Here is a 17,233-nt window from a genome sequence, read left to right on the forward strand (position 1 = left end):
ACATCCACTCTCAGGCGCGCTTGGCGCGACGTTCAGCAATAAATGCCACCAGGAAAACGGCGCCAATCAGGTCAAAGAACCCCATGGCGATAAACAGCGGGTTGAAGCCGATTTTGTCGGCGGTCACCCCGATTAATAATGAGAACAGGAAGCTGGCGATCCATGCCGCGGAACCGCGCATACCGTTGACCGTCGCCATTTGTCCCTTGTCGAAAGACTCCACCACCAGCGCGCTGAGCATGCAGGAGATGATCTGGTGGCCGAAACCGCCAATGGAGATCAGGATGATGGTGATATAGGGATCGCGGGTAATAGCGACCAGCGCCAGCGAGATCATCAGAAACGCGCCGGTAACGGAACTGGCGATGACCGAGTTGACTCGCGTACAGCCGAACCAACGGACGTACAGGCGGGTGAGGTAGCCGCTGACCACGCTGCCAAGATCGGCGGCGAGGAACGGCAGCCAGGCGAACATCGCTATCTGTTTAAGATCCATACCGTGCTCTTTCGCCAGGTACAGCGGCACCCAGAAGCTCAGCACCGCCCAGGCGGGCTCGGCCATAAAAGCGGGGATGGCGATACCGTAGAAACGTTTGTTCTTCGAGACGGTTTTTAGCGCGGTAAAAAAGGGCAGCTTCACCGGCGGCGCTTCGTTATCCTGCTTGATGTACTCCAGCTCGCTTTGGCTGAGATTCGGGTGTTTTTCCGGGCTCTGATAGAACGCCCACCACAGCACGACCCACAGCAGCGCCAGCACGCCGGTAAACATAAACGCGCCCTGCCAGCCGAAGGAAGCGTGGGCGAAATAGATGATAGGCGGCGCCAGCATTGCGCCGATAGAAAAGCCGACGCCAGCCCAGCCGGCGGCGATCGGCCGTTCGGATTTCGGGAACCACTCGCCGATGGTTTTAGCGTTAGCCGGGGTGGCGGCCGCCTCCGCGCCGCCCATAAAGAAGCGTAAAATAGCCAGATGCAGCCAGCTGCCTGCTCCGGCGTGCGCGATACAGGCTACTGCCCACAATGTGGCGCAAACCATAAAGCCCAGCTTGAGCCCGATGACGTCGATAAGCCAGCCGCACAGCGGTTGAAAGATGGTATAAGCCAGCTGAAATGCGCCGACGATCCACGAATATTGCTCGGTGGTAATACCGAGAGTGGCTTTCAGTTCCGGGGCAATAATCCCCAGCGAGTTGCGTGTGATGTAGTTGACGGTGACGCCAAGTAAAAACAGCACCAGCACCCACCAGCGCAGGTTTTTCACCACCCGACGCGTTTTGCTGACTGCCATATCATTGTTGAGGCCTTGACTCATAGAACTCTCCACAAGACGTTGTAGGGGGAAGTGACGCTTCAGCCGCTGAGTCGTCACGTAATAGTTCTAACCATTTGAATTATTTGTTTTTATTTCAATATCTATTGGTATAACTAGTATGGAAGATATTGGACCAATTCAAAATAAGGGAGAAAGGCGGCGGGCAGTAGCGCTATTTATGCAAAATTTTTCATGAGATGACGTAGTTCTCATAATTTGCCGGAGTATTTGCTTGTTGATCAGGGTTTGGCGACTATGAAAATTCTTTCATTTTTGAATTGGAGCTGGATCACATAATGGATAAAAAGCTGCGAGTCGCCGAAATTGCCGCCCGCACCGGGCTCTCAGCCAGTACGGTTTCGCGCGTCTTAGCCGGAAAAGCGAATACCAGCGAAAAGGCCCGTCAGGCGGTATTGGCCTGCGCCCGCGAACTGGGGGTGATGCAGGGATTGGCCGCCGGGCGGCTACTGTTGAATAATCTGCTGATTTTTGCGCCGCAGCGGGCCTTCGACGAACGCTCAGATATCTTCTACTACCGCGTCATCCAGAGTATCAATAACGCGCTGGCGCCGCATGAAGTGCGTCTGCGCTATTGCGCGCTGGAAGAAAACGACAGCGACGCCAATCTGTTTCTGGCCCGCATGAACGAGACCGATACCCAGGCGGCGGTGTTGCTGGGGATCGACGATCGGCATATCCACGCGCTGGCGGCGGATCTTGGCAAACCTTGTGTATTAATTAACTGCCGGGATGAAGGGATGCGTCTCCCCTCCATTGCGCCTGACCATCGGCTGATTGGCCAGTGCGCCGCTCGTTATCTGTTTGATATGGGCCATCAGGCGGTAATGAACGTGATGTGCCTGCGCCGCTATACCATGGAGCTACGGCTGGTGGGTATTAAAGAGGCATGGCGCGCGCGCAACCTGCGGTTTACCGGTAGCCGCGACCTGATTAGCGTCGCCAACTTTAGCGCCCGAGAAACGGAAGAGCAGGTCGGGGCCTGGCTCGACGCTTTACAGGGGCGCCCGATACTGACGGCGTTCCTGGTGGGCGGCGATTTTATGGCCGCAGGTACCGTCAGCGCGCTGCAAAAACGAGGCCTGCGGGTGCCGCAGGATGTCTCGGTGATGAGTATCGACGGTTTTAATCTGGCGGCGATTCAGGACGTGCCGCTAACGGCGATTCATGTGCCGCGGGATGAGCTCGGCAGCGAGGCGGTGCATCTTTTGCAGCAGCGTCTGCTGCGCCCGGAAGCGCCGCACGGCTCGCTGCTGCTGCACGGCGCCCTGGTGGTACGCGATTCGGTGCGGCGGATCCGGCCTGGCAAGAGCCATACCGCCGTAGAACAGCAAGGTCTGTATGATGATTAGATCTTCATGCCCAATGCGCGTTTGCCGTGATCGTTAAGATCGGCCACGGTGAAGCGCGCCTGCCAGTCGCATTCGTAATCTTCACGCGGGAAATCCCCCGGCGAGGCGCCTTTTTCCAGGGCGATTTTTACCTTCTGCGCATAGGCAAGATTCTTCTCGCACATCGGCGCGGCTGGGATGTACATGACGTTGCCCCAGCCCTGTTGATTTTCCACCGGCGCGACCGAGTGAATGACATCGCAGTGCCACCAGACGGAATCACCGGCATTTAGAGCGGGAATCGAGCTTAGCGCTTTGATGAGCAAAGGATGCCATTGCTCAGAGATAGGCAACACCTTGCCCGGCGCGACGCCGCACAGTTCATCTTCCGGCACATCATCCAGCAGCGGACGCAGCAGTACGTAAGCCATCGCCTCCGGGATCGGCACCACGTGCAGTAGCCCTTGACCGGGGATCATGTCCGACAGCGCCGTCCAGCCCTGGAAGGTGCGGAACACCGAACATTTGGTGGTGTTATCGACGGTGTACTCTTCCACTTCGGTACGGTGCGCCGCGTCCCACGGATCGTAGGCGTCGATATTGCCATTAAAGACGTTGGCGAAAACCTGCTGATAGGCGGGAAGCAGCCAGCGCTCGAGCGCCCCGGAATCGGTATGCGCGCCCAGCCCCTTTGACGTGGTTCCCGGCGGGCGGCGGCGGATACGGTCAGGGTAAATCACGCTGACATCCGGATCGAACCAGCGTTTGCCGTCCTGTTCGAAGCGCCACAGGCGGTTAAGGAAGGATTGTACCGCCGCCATTTCATCGCTCTGGCGCGCCTGCATTTGCGAGGGCGACCAGTAGATCGGATAGATCTCCGGGCGCGAAGCCTCCAGCGAGCCGAAGAAGCTGTCGCCAGGCCCTTTGTAAACGTCGTCGAAATGGTTCAGATCCAGGTATTCCAGCATCGCGTTATCCCAGGCCAGCGCCTGTTCGCGCGGGTAGTGGCCTTTGATAACCGCGCAACCGCGGCGCTTAATCGCCTCGCGCTGCGCATCGCTCACTTTACCCTGGGCGATATCGCTAAACGGGATCGTCGGCCAGACCTCCTGGCCTGCGGCTTTCAGGGCGTTAATCTCGTCCAGGCGCTCGCTGATACGCGCCGAGAGTTTATTGAACACTGCCTGAACGTCGCCGATTTGCGCGCGTAGGGCCTGTTTCATCTGGCAAATCGCCGCTTTATGGTCGGCAGGTAATGTTTCGTGGGTAGGGAGAGCAGCCATAATCACCTCGCTGTATCTTTCATTCGAAAGTATTAAATCTTACAAACGTTAATTTAAGTTAAATTAAAGTTAATGCAAGTTTAAAATTATGCAGCGGCGCACAAAATGGAAAAGCCGGGGATTGATGCCCCGGCACAGGATCAGTCGTTGAAAGGGGAGGTCTTATCGAGAACGGCCTGAATCACCTTCAACGCGCCGTCGTGGTTATTGTCATCGGTGGTGAAACCGGCGATGGCTTTGATGCTGTCGGCAGCGTTGGCCATAGCAAAAGCATATTTCACCAGTTTTAACATTTCGGCGTCATTGCCGCTGTCGCCAATTGCTACGCATTGCTGCGGCGAAAGGTTCCAGCGTTTGAGCAGGCGGCTGATGCCGTTGGCTTTATGCAGGCCGGGGATAATCAAATCGACAAAGCCAAAGCCGCTGGTGACCGGCTTCATGATCCCATCCAGCGAGACGTGCAATTTATCGATAAGCTGTGGGATATCGCTATCAGGCAGGTTGAGGGAGAATTTGAATAGCGTATCGTCGATGCGATGGTAATCGCTTACCCGCTGCAGACGATGGTAGTGCTTCGACATCAGCTCAACAAAAGCGTCCGGGGCTTTATCGCTCACGTATGCGCTTTGCAGGCCGCAGGCGACAAAGTTGAGCTGCGGATCTTTCAGCAGTTCGCCAATCACCACCTGCGACTCGTGACGGGTCAGTTCGCCGTGGAACAACTGTTTGCCATGCTCGTAAACCAGAGCGCCGTTTTCTGCGACGAATGAAATCTGCTCGCGAATTTCCGGGAAAAATGAGATCAGCTGATAGTACTGGTTGCCGCTGGCGACAACAAATTCAATACCTTGCTGTTTAAGCTGCGCAAACTGCGCGAGGAAACGCGGGCGGTCATACTGCTTGGCGTCATTGAGAAAAGTTCCGTCCATATCGGTGACGATAACTTTAACGGTCATAAGAGGTGCTCCTGGCTTAACTTCGACCAGTAACATTCTAATTACAATGTGATGGGGAGCACAAATTTATTTCGAATGAAAGTTACCTATTCATCAGCATGCCCGTCAGCGTAGCTACCGGGCATGGAAGCAGTAACCCGGCTCAGCGCAGCGCCGGCCGGGTATTTTCCTTACAACGTATGCTCGGTACGGGCGATGATGTCGTCCTGGGTATCCGGCGACAGGGCGGTGAAGAACGCCGAGTATCCGGCGACGCGGACCACTAAATCGCGGTACTGGTCAGGGTGTTTCTTGGCTTCCAGCAGCGTTTCGCGTGACACGATGTTGTACTGGATATGCCAGCCTTTATGCACCTCGAAGAAGGTGCGCAGCAGCACCATCAGCTTCTGCTTATCAGACTCGTTCTCCAGCGTGGCAGGATTCAGCTTCTGGTTGAGCAGCACGCCGCCGAGGATCGCGCCGGTCGGCAATTTACCTACCGAACTGATAACCGCCGTTGGCCCCAGGTGATCGGTACCGGAGGCCGGGCTGGCCCCTTCCGCTAGCGGCGCGTGCGCTTTGCGGCCATCCGGCGTCGCCATGGTCTGCGCGCCGAACGGGACGTTAGCGGAGATAGACGACGTACCGGCGTAATAGTTACCGCCAATCGGGCCGCGGCCGTAACGCGGGTTATGGTACTGCTTCAGCTCGTCGATATAGGTCTGATAGGCGCGGGCCAGCAGAATGTCGACGCTGTCGTCGTCGTTACCGTACTTCGGCGCGCCGTTGATCAAGCGCTGACGTAACTGCTCGTGGGTCAGGCCGGCAAAATCTTCCGCCAGCGCCTTCGCCAGCTCCTGCTGGCCGATGACGCCCTGATCGAAGACCAGTTTTTTCACCGCCGCCAGGCTGTTGCCGAGGTTGGCAATCCCGACCTGCAGGCCGGAAACCCAGTCATATTTCGCGCCGCCTTGCTTGATGCTTTTCGCCCGTTCGATGCAGTCATCGACTAATGCTGAGCAAAGAATATCGTGGACGTTCTCTTCCAGCATGGTATCGACAACGTACTCAATCTCGATGGATTTACGGGTGTAGTAGCGGATCTGGGTGTCCCAGTCTTCCAGCACCTGGTCGAAGTTAGCGAAGTTACCTTTCGATAGCGCATGTTGCTGGGCAAGGAATACCTGGCCGCTGGTGGCATCGCGGCCGCCTTCCAGCGTCGCTAGCATCACCCGCGCGAAGTTAATAAAGCTCATGCCGGTGCAGCGATAGCCCCATTTGCCGCCGACCGCGGTTTCGATACAGCCGATAGCGGCGTAATCGTAGGCGTCCTGCGGCTCAATGCCGAGCTTGATAAATTCCGGGATGACGATTTCATCGTTATTAAACGCCGGCATGCCGAAACCGCAGCGGATCACCTGAACGCAGGCGTCGAGGAAGTCGTTGCTCATCCCGGCGTGGTAACGCACGCTGAGGTTCGGTTGGGTAGAGCGCAGGCGGCCGCAGGATTCGAGGATCGCGTACGACAGCGGGTTGACGGCGTCCTGCGGTTGACCGTCGACCAGATTTTGCCCGCCGATGGTGACGTTCTGGTACAGCGGGCTACCAGCGGAAGCTTTGGAATGCGAGCCTGAGCGAATTTTGTTGACCTCCAGCAGCTTCAGCCAGCAGCAATGCAGCAGCTCAATGGCCTGTTCGCGATCCAACGATGGCTGCAGTTCAACGTCGCGGCGGTAGTATGGATAGAGGTACTGGTCCATGCGGCCAAAAGAGACCGAGTGGCCGTTGGATTCAATCTGCAGGATCAACTGAATGAAGTAGCAGAGCTGCAGCGCCTGCCAGAAGGTTTTCGGCGGCTCGTGGGCGATAATTTCACAGTTTTCGGCGATCGCCAGCAGCTCGTCGCGGCGCAGTTCGCGCGGCTCCTGTGCCGCCATGTCGCGCGCCAGCGTAGCGAAGCGTTTGCAGTGTTCGCTCACTGCCGCGAGCACGATATCGATCGCCTTCAGGAACTGTTCGCCGTGCAGATCTTCCAGCACCGTCAGATTAATACGCGAGCGGCGTTCAGCGACCTTCGCGCGCATGCCGTCGAGCCCTTTTTCCAGCAGCAGCGGATAGTTGACCGCCAGGTGGGCATCGCCGGAAGTCATGTTACCTTCGGCTTTGATAATACCGGTAGCGAGCAGCGCTTTTTGTTCATCGGTAAACATGCCGTAGCAACGGTCCTGAACGGTCTGCCCGCGCCACCATGGGCACACTTCATGTAATACGCGCTTATTCTCTTCGCTGACCGAGAAGCCGGCGCCCGGACGGTCGGCGAGATCGTCGATCTCTTTCTCAATCCAGCTGACGGTATATTCCGGGAAAATCGGCGCGGCGCGAACTTCGCTGGCCTGGTTGCCGACGATCAGCTCATCGTGCTTGATCCAGATAGTGCGTTCCGCCAGGTGATGAGCCAGCGCCAGCGCGCGACGTACCGGGATCGGTTTATCGAGATGTTGCTGATAGGCGGCGGTATAGTGTTGGGCGCGCTCGGTACAAACCGGCGGCTTAACGATATGCACCAGCGCCATTTTATGCGCCTGAATGCGGGCGCTCAGAGTATCCAGTTTTAAGGTGGTCATAAGTTATCCTCGTAGGGTCGCCGTTAAACCTTTGCTTTGCGCGTACTGCTGCGCAAAGGCCAGCAGCTCTGGAGCGGCCAGCGGTTTGTCCGGTGCGGTATAGGGCTGACTGAGTAGTTGGTATTTATTCATTCCCAGCGTGTGGTACGGCAGGAAATGGATTTCGCTGACCTGAAGACGGTCGGCGGCAAAATCGGTAATCGCGGTAATGTCGGCTTCGCTGGCGTTAAATCCCTGAATTAATGGGACGCGAATGATGATTTTTTTCCCTGCCTGCGCCAGGCGCTGCAGGTTATCCAGCACCCGGCGGGCGCTGCCGTCGGTCCACTGCTGGAAGACGGCGTCATCGACGTGCTTCAGGTCGGCCAGAAACAGATCGACAAACGGTAAAGAGGGTTCAATGTACTTCCACGGTACGTGCAGGCAGGTTTCCACGGCGGTGTGAATGCCCGCCTGATGGCTGGCTTCGAACAGCGCCTGCGCCAGCGTCGGGTTCATAAAGGGCTCGCCGCCGGAAAGGGTGATGCCGCCGCCGCTGCGATCGTAAAATGGTTTATCACGCAGCACCGTCGCCATAATTTCCGCCACGCTTTTTTCCTCGCCGCAGACCGTCAGCGCGGTAGTGGGGCAGCAGTCGCGTAGCGCGGCGATATGGTCGTCGTTGACGTTTTGCCGATGGATAATCAGGCCGTCCAGAGTACGGGTAATCACCTCCGGCGCCGCCTGCTGACACAGCTCGCAGCCGTCAAGACACAGCCGCGCGTCGTACAGCAGGTCTTCGCTGCGGGCGCGGCTTTCCGGGTTCTGACACCAACGGCAGCCCAGCGAACAGCCTTTAAGGAATACGACGGTACGGATCCCCGGGCCGTCATGGGTGGAGTAGCGCTGGATGTTGAAGATCATGATTTACCCTCTTATTTGCATATGAAGATTAAATAACTTTCGAATGAAAGTTATATTGACGCAAATCAACAATCAGAGTGGGTAGTAGAGATGGGAGAAAAAGAACGGCGTGGTTCACAAAATAACCGGCGACCTGCCTCGCCGGCGGCTGGAATTAGCGTGAACCACACACCTCGCATTGGGGGTGGCGCATCAGCTTCATTTCGCGAAACTGGCAGGTCATCGCGTCATACATCACGATTTTTCCCCTGGCGGGGGTGCCGTAACCGGTCAACAGTTTAATCGCCTCCATGGCCTGCAGCGAACCGATAGTGCCGACCAGCGGCGCCATCACCCCGGCTTCGACGCAGGTGAGGGCGTTTTCGCCGAACAGGCGGCTCAGGCAGCGATAGCATGGCTCGCCGTCCTGATAGGTAAAGACGCTGATTTGCCCTTCCATACGAATCGCCGCGCCGGAGACCAGCGGGGTTTTGTGCTGGAAGCAGCCGGCGTTAAGCTGATTGCGAATAGCAACGTTGTCGGTACAGTCCAGTACCAGATGGTGATCGGCAATCTGCGTTGCCAGCGCCGCGTCATCCAGCATTGCATTGATGGCGGCCAGCCGAACGTGCGGGTTAATGCGCGCCAGCGCATCGCGGGCGGAATCGACCTTCGGCTGGCCGATGGTCGCGTCGCTGTGCAGCGTCTGGCGTTGTAGATTGGATAACGAAACGGTATCGAAATCGACGAGCGTGAGCTGACCCACCCCGGCCGCCGCCAGATATTGAGCGGCGGCACAGCCGAGCCCGCCGAGGCCGACGACCAGTACGCGAGCGGCTTTTAGCCGCTCCTGACCGTCGAAATCAAACCCCCGCAGCACGATCTGCCGGTTATAGCGCAGCATCTCCTCGTCGCTCAGCTCAACGGCCATTACAGCCCCCCAAACAGATGATTAAAGGGCTCGACTTCGACCCATTCGCCCGCTTCGACGTTGCCGCGTTCGCGCTCCAGTACGATAAAGCAGTTACCGAGGCTGAATGAGCTGAAAATGTGCGAACCCTGATGCCCGGTGGTGCTCACCACCAGTTCGCCTTCCGGATTGCGCTGCAGCACGCCGCGCTGGAAGTCGAGGCGGCCCGGCGATTTTTTCAACCGGCTGGCGGCGCGCACGCGCAGACGCATCGGCTGGGTTTGGCCGCGGTTGCCGGAGAGCTTGGCCAGCAGCGGCTGAACCAGTTGATAGAAGGTTAAGGTGGCGGAAACCGGGTTGCCCGGCAGGCCGCAGAACCAGCTGTTGCTGAGCTTACCGAAGGCGAACGGTTTACCCGGCTTAATCGCCAGCTTCCAGAAGCCGATCTCGCCCAGTTCTTCGAGGATGGTTTTGGTGTAATCGGCTTCGCCCACGGAGACGCCGCCGGAACTGATCACTACATCTGCCTGCTGGTCGGCGGCGATAAAGGCGTCGCGCAGTTTCGCCGGATCGTCAGGAATAATACCGAGGTTGATCACCTCGCAGCCCAGCTGTTCGAGCATCAAATGTACCGCCAGGCGGTTGGTATCATAGATCTGGCCGTCGCCGAGCGGTTGGCCTGGCAGCTGGAGCTCATCGCCGGTCGAGAAGACCGCGACGCGCACTTTACGCAGCACCTCAACTTCAGCTATGCCCAGCGACGCCAGCACCGGCAGTTCCGCAACGGTAAGACGAGTCCCTGCCGGGAATACTACCGCGCCGTTGGCGATATCTTCGCCGCGACGGCGTATATTTTGCCCGGCTTTCACCGGCGCGATGAAGCGCACGCCCGCATCGCTTTGTTCCGTTTCTTCCTGCATAACCACGGCGTCGCAGCCTTCAGGCACCGGCGCGCCGGTCATGATGCGGATACAGGTGCCCGCCGGCCAGGTATCGTGGAACGGTTGGCCGGCAAAGGCCTTACCGGCAACCGGCAGCGCCGCGCCGTCGGCGACATCGGCCAGGCGCACGGCATAGCCGTCCATCGCCGAATTATCAAAACCGGGTACGTCCAGCGGCGAAACGACATCATGGGCGGTCACGCGCGAAAAGGCCTGCAGCAGCGGCAGGGTCTCCGTGGCCTGCAGCGGCGAAATACGGTCGAGCATCTGAGTCAGGGCTGTGTCGAGCGGCATCAGTCCGGCGGTAAAATCCATGGGTTACTCCTGCTGGCAAAACGTCGAAAACGCCTATTATGGCAGAAAAGCGCCGGCGACTGTATGCCACTGCGGTACGAGGCTTTACATCACCGGATGCTCTTTCTATATTCAAAAAATGTATAAAAGGTTAGTCAGTATAATGATATCTATAGAGTTTATGGCAAAGGAAAGATCGAATGGGTAAGGCGGTAATAGCAATCCACGGCGGCGCCGGCGCAATTAGCCGAGCGCAGATGTCGCCGGAGCGCGAACGCGAGTATGTAGCCGCGCTGTCGGCCATCGTCGATAGCGGACAAAAAATGCTGGCAGCAGGCGCCAGCGCACTGGATGCGGTGACCGAAGCGGTACGTCTGCTGGAAGAGTGCCCGCTATTTAACGCTGGAATAGGTTCCGTGTTTACCCACGATCAAACGCACGAACTGGATGCCTGCGTGATGGATGGCTATAGCCTGCAGGCTGGCGCGGTCGCGGGCGTAAAGCATCTGCGTAACCCGGTGCTGGCGGCGCGTATGGTGCTGGAAGAAAGTCCGCACGTGCTGCTTATCGGCGAAGGGGCGGAAAAGTTTGCCGCCTCGCGCGGGATGGCGCTGGTTGAAAACGAGTTATTTTCTACCACCGAGCGGCTTCTGCAGTTGCAGCAGTCGAAAGAGGGCGGCGAGATTATTCTCGACCACCATGCCGCGCCGCTCGACGAACGCCACAAAATGGGGACCGTTGGCGCGGTGGCGCTGGACCTGGCCGGTAATCTGGCGGCGGCGACCTCCACCGGCGGAATGACCAATAAACTGCCCGGTCGCGTCGGCGACAGCCCGCTGCCGGGCGCGGGCTGCTACGCCAATAACGCCAGCGTCGCGGTCTCCTGCACCGGCACCGGCGAAGTCTTCATGCGCACACTCGCCGCTTACGACATTTCAGCGTTGATGGAGTACGGCAACCTCAGCCTGTTTGAGGCCTGCGAGCGGGTGGTGCAGGAAAAACTGCCGGCGCTGGGCGGCAGCGGGGGCCTTATCGCCGTGGACCGCGAGGGGAATGTCGTGCTGCCTTTCAATAGCGAAGGTATGTACCGGGCGTGGTGTTATGCGGGCGATACGCCGACGATTGGAATTTATCGCGAATAAAAGGAGAAGCGAGCTTGCCGCAAAGTCATGAAATTGATGAAGACGATGTGCTGGTGGTACGCGATCTTAACGTCGCCTTTAGCCAGCAGCGGCAGCGCGTTTCCGCGGTGCGTAACCTGTCGTTCAGCCTTCGCCGCGGCGAGACGCTGGCTATCGTCGGCGAGTCCGGTTCCGGAAAATCAGTGACCGCCCTTGCGCTGATGCGCCTGCTCGACGAGGCGGTCAGCGAGGTCAGCAGCGAGGCGTTGCTGCTACGTCGACGCAACCGTCAGGTGATTGATATTAATGCACAAACGGCGGGGCAGATGCGTCAGGTTCGCGGCGCGGACGTGGCGATGATTTTTCAGGAGCCGATGACCTCGCTGAACCCGGTATTCACCATCGGCGAACAGATTGCCGAATCTATCCGTCTCCATCAGGGGCTACGGCGTGACGAGGCGCTGCGGGAAGCCAAAAAGATGCTCGAGCGGGTGCGCATTCCGGAAGCGGCAGCGATGCTTTCACGCTATCCGCATCAGCTTTCCGGCGGCATGCGCCAGCGGGTGATGATCGCCATGGCGTTATCGTGTCGCCCGGCGGTACTGATTGCCGATGAACCCACCACCGCGCTGGACGTCACGATTCAGGCGCAGATCCTGCAGCTTATCGCCGCGCTGCAAAAAGAGATGGCGATGGGGGTGATGTTTATCACTCACGATATGGGCGTGGTGGCGGAGATCGCCGATCGCGTGCTGGTGATGTATCGCGGCGAAGCGGTAGAAAGCGGGCGCGTCGACGATATTTTTCGCGCCCCGCAGCACCCTTATACCCGGGCGCTATTGGCGGCGGTGCCGAAGCTCGGCTCAATGCGCGGCAGCGATTTACCGCGGCGCTTCCCGCTGCTCAACGACGGTGTGACCCAGCAGCCGGAACAGAATACCGTGGTCGCCGGCAAACCGATTTTACAGGTGCGCGATTTGGTCGCGCGTTTCCCGATCCGCGGCGGTATTCTCAACCGCGTCACCCGCGAAGTACACGCGGTGGAAAAAGTGAGTTTCGATCTGTGGCCGGGCGAAACGCTGTCGCTGGTCGGCGAATCAGGCTGCGGTAAATCGACTACCGGGCGGGCGCTGCTGCGGCTGGTGGAAGCGCAGGGCGGCAGCATCACCTTTAACGGCCAGCGTATTGATGCGCTGTCCGGCGGCAAACTGCAGACGCTGCGTCGCGATATTCAGTTTATTTTTCAGGATCCTTACGCCTCGCTCGATCCGCGGCAGACGGTCGGGTATTCCATTATGGAGCCGCTGCGCGTGCATGGTCTGCTGGAGGGAGACGCGGCTCGCGAACGCGTCGGCTGGCTGTTGCAGCGCGTGGGGCTGGAGGCGGAACACGCGTGGCGTTATCCGCATGAGTTTTCCGGCGGCCAGCGGCAGCGTATCTGTATCGCCCGTGCGCTGGCGCTCAATCCGAAAGTGGTGATCGCCGATGAGTCGGTGTCGGCGCTGGACGTGTCGATTCGCGCGCAGATTATTAATCTGCTGCTCGATTTACAGCGTGAAATGGGCATCGCATTTCTGTTTATTTCCCATGACATGGCGGTGGTGGAGCGCATCAGCCACCGCGTAGCGGTGATGTATCGCGGGCGGATTGTGGAGATTGGCCCGCGTCGCGCCGTGTTTGAGAACCCGCAGCATCCTTACACCCGTAAACTGATGGCGGCGGTGCCGGTCGCCGATCCGGCGCATCGTCAACCGCAGCGCGTATTGCTCTCTGACGAGTTGCCGGGGAATATCTATAAACCGGGAGAAGAAATCGACAGCGCGCCGTTACAGCTGGTAGCGCCGGGGCATTATGTCGCCCGCGAGCCCGCCGATGTACTGAGCCGATAACAACCTAACGCACTCTTGCAGGAGCATAACAACATGACTCAACCTGTTACACGCAAATGGCTACTGGCGCTTGGCATCGCCTCGGCGCTGGCGGCGACGCCGGCCTTCGCCGCGAAAGATGTGGTAGTGGCAGTCGGTTCCAACTTCACGACCCTCGATCCCTATGACGCGAACGATACCTTATCGCAGGCGGTGGCGAAGTCGTTTTATCAAGGCCTGTTCGGCCTTGATAAAGAGATGAAGCTGCAAAACGTGCTGGCGGAAAGTTATACCGTTTCGGCGGATGGGCTGGTGTATACCATCAAGCTGCACAGCGGGGTGAAATTCCAGGATGGCACCGATTTTAACGCCGAGGCGGTGAAAGCGAATCTCGACCGCGCCAGCAATCCGGATAACCATCTCAAACGCTATAACCTGTACAAGAATATCGCCAGCACCGAGGCGGTGGATCCGACGACGGTCAAAATCACGCTCAAACAACCGTTCTCGGCGTTTATCAATATCCTTGCCCATCCGGCGACGGCGATGATTTCGCCAGCGGCGCTGAAAAAATATGGCAAGGAGATTGGCTTCCACCCGGTAGGTACCGGGCCGTATAAGCTCGACACCTGGAATCAGACCGATTTCGTCAAGGTCAGCAAGTTTGACGGTTACTGGCAGCCGGGGCTGCCGAAGCTGGATTCCATTACCTGGCGCCCGGTAGTCGATAATAACACCCGTGCGGCGATGCTGCAGACCGGCGAGGCGCAGTTCGCCTTCCCGATCCCTTACGAGCAGGCGCCGCTGCTGGCGAAAAACAGCAAGCTGGAGCTGGTGGCCAGCCCGTCGATTATGCAGCGCTATATCAGCATGAACGTAACGCAGAAGCCGTTCGATAATCCTAAGGTGCGGGAAGCCATTAACTATGCGATTAACCGTCAGGCGCTGGTTAAGGTCGCGTTTGCCGGATACGCCACCCCGGCGACCGGCATCGTGCCGCCTTCTATTGCCTACGCTCAGACTTTCACCGCATGGCCTTACGACCCGGCGAAAGCCCGTCAGTTGCTGAAAGAAGCCGGTTTCCCTAACGGCTTCAGCACCACGCTGTGGTCATCGCATAATCACAGCACCGCGCAGAAGGTGCTGCAGTTTACCCAGCAGCAGCTGGCGCAGGTGGGTATTAAAGCGCAGGTGACGGCGATGGATGCCGGACAGCGTGCGGCGCAGGTTGAAGGCAAGGGGCAGAAAGAGAGCGGGGTGCGGATGTTCTACACCGGCTGGTCAGCGTCGACTGGCGAAGCCGACTGGGCGCTGTCGCCGCTTTTCGCCTCACAAAACTGGCCGCCGACCCTGTTTAACACCGCGTTTTACAGCAACCCGCAGGTCGATAAAGACCTGAGCGAGGCGCTGAAAACGACCGATGCGCAACAGAAGACCAAACTCTATAAAGATGCGCAGGACATTATCTGGAAAGAGTCGCCGTGGGTGCCGCTGGTGGTAGAAAAGTTGGTGTCGGCGCATAGCAAAAACCTGACCGGGTTTTATATTCAGCCGGATACCGGTTTTAGCTTCGAGCAGGCGGATCTGACGCAGTGATAGTGCTTATGCTCACGCGTTCCCTCTGCCGAAATGGGAGGGGACGATGCTGAATTACGTTCTGAAGCGCCTGCTGGGGCTCATTCCGACGCTGTTTATCGTCGCCGTGCTGGTGTTCCTGTTTGTGCATATGCTGCCGGGCGATCCGGCGCGGTTGATCGCCGGGCCGGAAGCCGATGCGCAGGTGGTGGCGATGGTACGCCAACAGCTGGGGCTCGATCAGCCGTTGTACGTGCAGTTCTGGCACTACATCACCAATGTATTGCAGGGTGATTTCGGTATCTCGATGGCTTCGCGCCGCCCGGTGACCAGCGAAATCGCCAGCCGCTTCATGCCGACGCTGTGGCTGACGCTTGCCAGCATGAGCTGGGCGGTGCTGTTCGGCATGGCGGCGGGCATCGCCGCGGCGGTGTGGCGCAATCGCTGGCCGGATCGGCTGGGGATGGCGCTGGCGGTAACCGGTATCTCCTTCCCGGCGTTCGCTCTCGGCATGCTGCTGATGCAGGTCTTTTCCGTTGAGCTGGGCTGGCTGCCGACGGTCGGCGCCGACAGCTGGCGGCACTATATTCTGCCATCGTTGACCCTTGGCGCCGCGGTGGCATCGGTGATGGCGCGCTTTACCCGCGCGTCGTTCGTTGACGTGCTGCATGAGGATTACATGCGTACCGCACGGGCTAAAGGGGTGAGCGAAACGCTGGTGGTGTTGAAGCATGGTCTGCGCAACGCGATGATCCCGGTAGTGACCATGATGGGTCTGCAGTTCGGTTTTCTGCTCGGCGGCTCCATTGTGGTGGAGAAGGTCTTCAACTGGCCGGGGCTTGGGCGACTGCTGGTCGATTCCGTGGAGATGCGCGACTACCCGGTGATTCAAGCGGAAGTGCTGCTATTTTCGCTGGAGTTCATTCTTATCAACTTAGTGGTGGACGTGTTGTATGCCGCCATTAACCCGGCTATCAGGTACAAGTAAGGTGCGATTGCTCAACTGGAGAAGGGAAGCGGTTATCAACGCCATGCCGGGCGTTAAGCCCGGACAGATCCGCACGCCGTGGCATGAGTTCTGGCGGCGTTTTCGTCGCCAGCCGGTGGCGATGACGGCGGGGATATTTGTGCTGCTGCTGATTGTCGTCGCGATTATCGCGCCGTGGATAGCGCCGTATGACGCGGAAAACTATTTCGATTACGACCGCCTGAACGAAGGGCCGTCAATGGTGCACTGGTTCGGCGTCGATTCGCTGGGGCGCGATATTTTCAGCCGGGTGCTGGTCGGCGCGCAGATTTCGCTGGCCGCCGGGGTACTGGCGGTGCTGATTGGCGCGCTGATTGGCACCGTGCTCGGCCTGCTGGCCGGGTACTACGAAGGTTGGTGGGACCGAATCACCATGCGCATCTGCGACGTGCTGTTTGCTTTCCCCGGCATTCTGTTGGCGATTGCGGTGGTGGCGGTGATGGGGAGCGGGATGGCCAACGTGATTATCGCGGTGGCGATATTCTCAATTCCGGCGTTCGCCCGCCTGGTGCGCGGCAATACGCTGGTGCTGAAGCAGCAGACGTTTATTGAGTCGGCGCGCAGTATTGGCGCCAGCGACACGACTATTCTGTTCAACCATATTTTGCCCGGTACGGTATCGTCGATCGTGGTCTATTTTACCATGCGCATCGGCGTGTCGATTATCTCCGCCGCCAGCCTGTCGTTCCTCGGCCTTGGCGCGCAGCCGCCGACGCCGGAGTGGGGGGCGATGCTGAATGAAGCGCGCGCGGATATGGTGATGGCGCCGCATGTGGCGTTATTCCCGGCGATCGCCATTTTCCTGACGGTGCTCGCGTTTAATCTATTGGGCGACGGCCTGCGCGATGCGTTGGATCCGAAGATAAAGGGGTAGGGGACGAGCACGGCGGTAGCAAAGTTGGTAGATACTGTTATCGGCTTGCAGCCGTTTCGCTCCAGGATAAAGGGTTGTCCTGTGCTGTTTCCGAGAACATTGCGCTCCCGATATTTCTTCTGCGTTATGGCTCTCATGGCGCAGGGAGCGCACAGAGGGCGGCCAGTCGCCGCCGCCCTCTGTACTCCCGGGCTCTGGCCGCCAAAATCGCCACTTCGTGGTTCCTTCGACTTATCCC

At 58.6% G+C, this 17,233-nt stretch carries 13 protein-coding genes; 6 read left to right on the forward strand and 7 right to left on the reverse strand.

The window, feature by feature from the left end:
• Positions 1 to 10: 10 nt before the first annotated feature.
• Positions 11 to 1,312, reverse strand: a complete 1,302-nt coding sequence (locus AC22LX_RS16220; RefSeq protein WP_045374148.1) for an MFS transporter — start codon at positions 1,310 to 1,312, stop codon at positions 11 to 13.
• A 296-nt stretch (positions 1,313 to 1,608) separates the two neighbouring features.
• Here AC22LX_RS16220 and AC22LX_RS16225 point away from each other — a divergent pair, with 296 nt between their 5' ends.
• Positions 1,609 to 2,682: a LacI family DNA-binding transcriptional regulator gene (locus AC22LX_RS16225; protein ID WP_487334094.1), complete on the forward strand. Its 1,074-nt coding sequence runs from the start codon at positions 1,609 to 1,611 to the stop codon at positions 2,680 to 2,682.
• Here AC22LX_RS16225 and AC22LX_RS16230 read toward each other — a convergent pair.
• The 6 genes from AC22LX_RS16230 to moeA form a co-directional block, all read right to left on the reverse strand.
• Entirely contained in the window at positions 2,679 to 3,944 is a 1,266-nt protein-coding gene (locus tag AC22LX_RS16230; protein ID WP_045395019.1) for a DUF1479 domain-containing protein, read from the reverse strand. The two genes, AC22LX_RS16225 and AC22LX_RS16230, sit on opposite strands and share 4 nt — an antisense overlap.
• A gap of 140 nt (positions 3,945 to 4,084) precedes the next feature.
• The gene (locus AC22LX_RS16235) at positions 4,085 to 4,900 is read right to left on the reverse strand and encodes a Cof-type HAD-IIB family hydrolase (RefSeq protein ID WP_045395017.1); all 816 of its coding nucleotides are present in this window, start codon (positions 4,898 to 4,900) and stop codon (positions 4,085 to 4,087) included.
• Between the two features lie 170 nt (positions 4,901 to 5,070).
• Positions 5,071 to 7,503: a formate C-acetyltransferase/glycerol dehydratase family glycyl radical enzyme gene (locus AC22LX_RS16240; protein ID WP_213292678.1), complete on the reverse strand. Its 2,433-nt coding sequence runs from the start codon at positions 7,501 to 7,503 to the stop codon at positions 5,071 to 5,073.
• 3 nt (positions 7,504 to 7,506) lie between these two features.
• A complete protein-coding gene (locus tag AC22LX_RS16245; protein ID WP_032711275.1) occupies positions 7,507 to 8,406 on the reverse strand; it encodes a glycyl-radical enzyme activating protein in 900 nt (299 codons plus the stop codon).
• Positions 8,407 to 8,560: 154 nt separating this feature from the next.
• Complete coding sequence (gene moeB / locus AC22LX_RS16250; protein ID WP_047064985.1) at positions 8,561 to 9,316, reverse strand: molybdopterin-synthase adenylyltransferase MoeB; 756 nt, start codon at positions 9,314 to 9,316, stop codon at positions 8,561 to 8,563.
• Positions 9,316 to 10,551, reverse strand: a complete 1,236-nt coding sequence (gene moeA / locus AC22LX_RS16255; protein ID WP_289577085.1) for a molybdopterin molybdotransferase MoeA — start codon at positions 10,549 to 10,551, stop codon at positions 9,316 to 9,318. The genes moeB and moeA overlap by 1 nt, the downstream gene beginning before the upstream one ends.
• 179 nt (positions 10,552 to 10,730) lie before the next feature.
• On the opposite strand from moeA, the gene iaaA reads away from it, so the two are divergent.
• From iaaA to gsiD, 5 genes are read left to right on the forward strand one after another with little or no spacing between them, the layout of a single operon-like run.
• Positions 10,731 to 11,672 (forward strand): beta-aspartyl-peptidase, encoded by a 942-nt coding sequence (iaaA, locus tag AC22LX_RS16260; RefSeq protein WP_045395009.1) that lies wholly within the window; start codon positions 10,731 to 10,733, stop codon positions 11,670 to 11,672.
• Positions 11,673 to 11,686: 14 nt separating this feature from the next.
• The gene (gsiA, locus tag AC22LX_RS16265; protein ID WP_045395007.1) at positions 11,687 to 13,540 is read left to right on the forward strand and encodes a glutathione ABC transporter ATP-binding protein GsiA; all 1,854 of its coding nucleotides are present in this window, start codon (positions 11,687 to 11,689) and stop codon (positions 13,538 to 13,540) included.
• A gap of 33 nt (positions 13,541 to 13,573) precedes the next feature.
• Complete coding sequence (gene gsiB / locus AC22LX_RS16270) at positions 13,574 to 15,115, forward strand: glutathione ABC transporter substrate-binding protein GsiB (protein WP_380379169.1); 1,542 nt, start codon at positions 13,574 to 13,576, stop codon at positions 15,113 to 15,115.
• Between the two features lie 46 nt (positions 15,116 to 15,161).
• A complete protein-coding gene (gene gsiC, locus AC22LX_RS16275; protein WP_047078243.1) occupies positions 15,162 to 16,082 on the forward strand; it encodes a glutathione ABC transporter permease GsiC in 921 nt (306 codons plus the stop codon).
• Position 16,083: 1 nt separating this feature from the next.
• A complete protein-coding gene (gsiD, locus tag AC22LX_RS16280; protein ID WP_045395003.1) occupies positions 16,084 to 16,995 on the forward strand; it encodes a glutathione ABC transporter permease GsiD in 912 nt (303 codons plus the stop codon).
• Positions 16,996 to 17,233 lie beyond the last annotated feature (238 nt).

The sequence above is a fragment of the Klebsiella sp. PK01 genome (assembly GCF_057624675.1).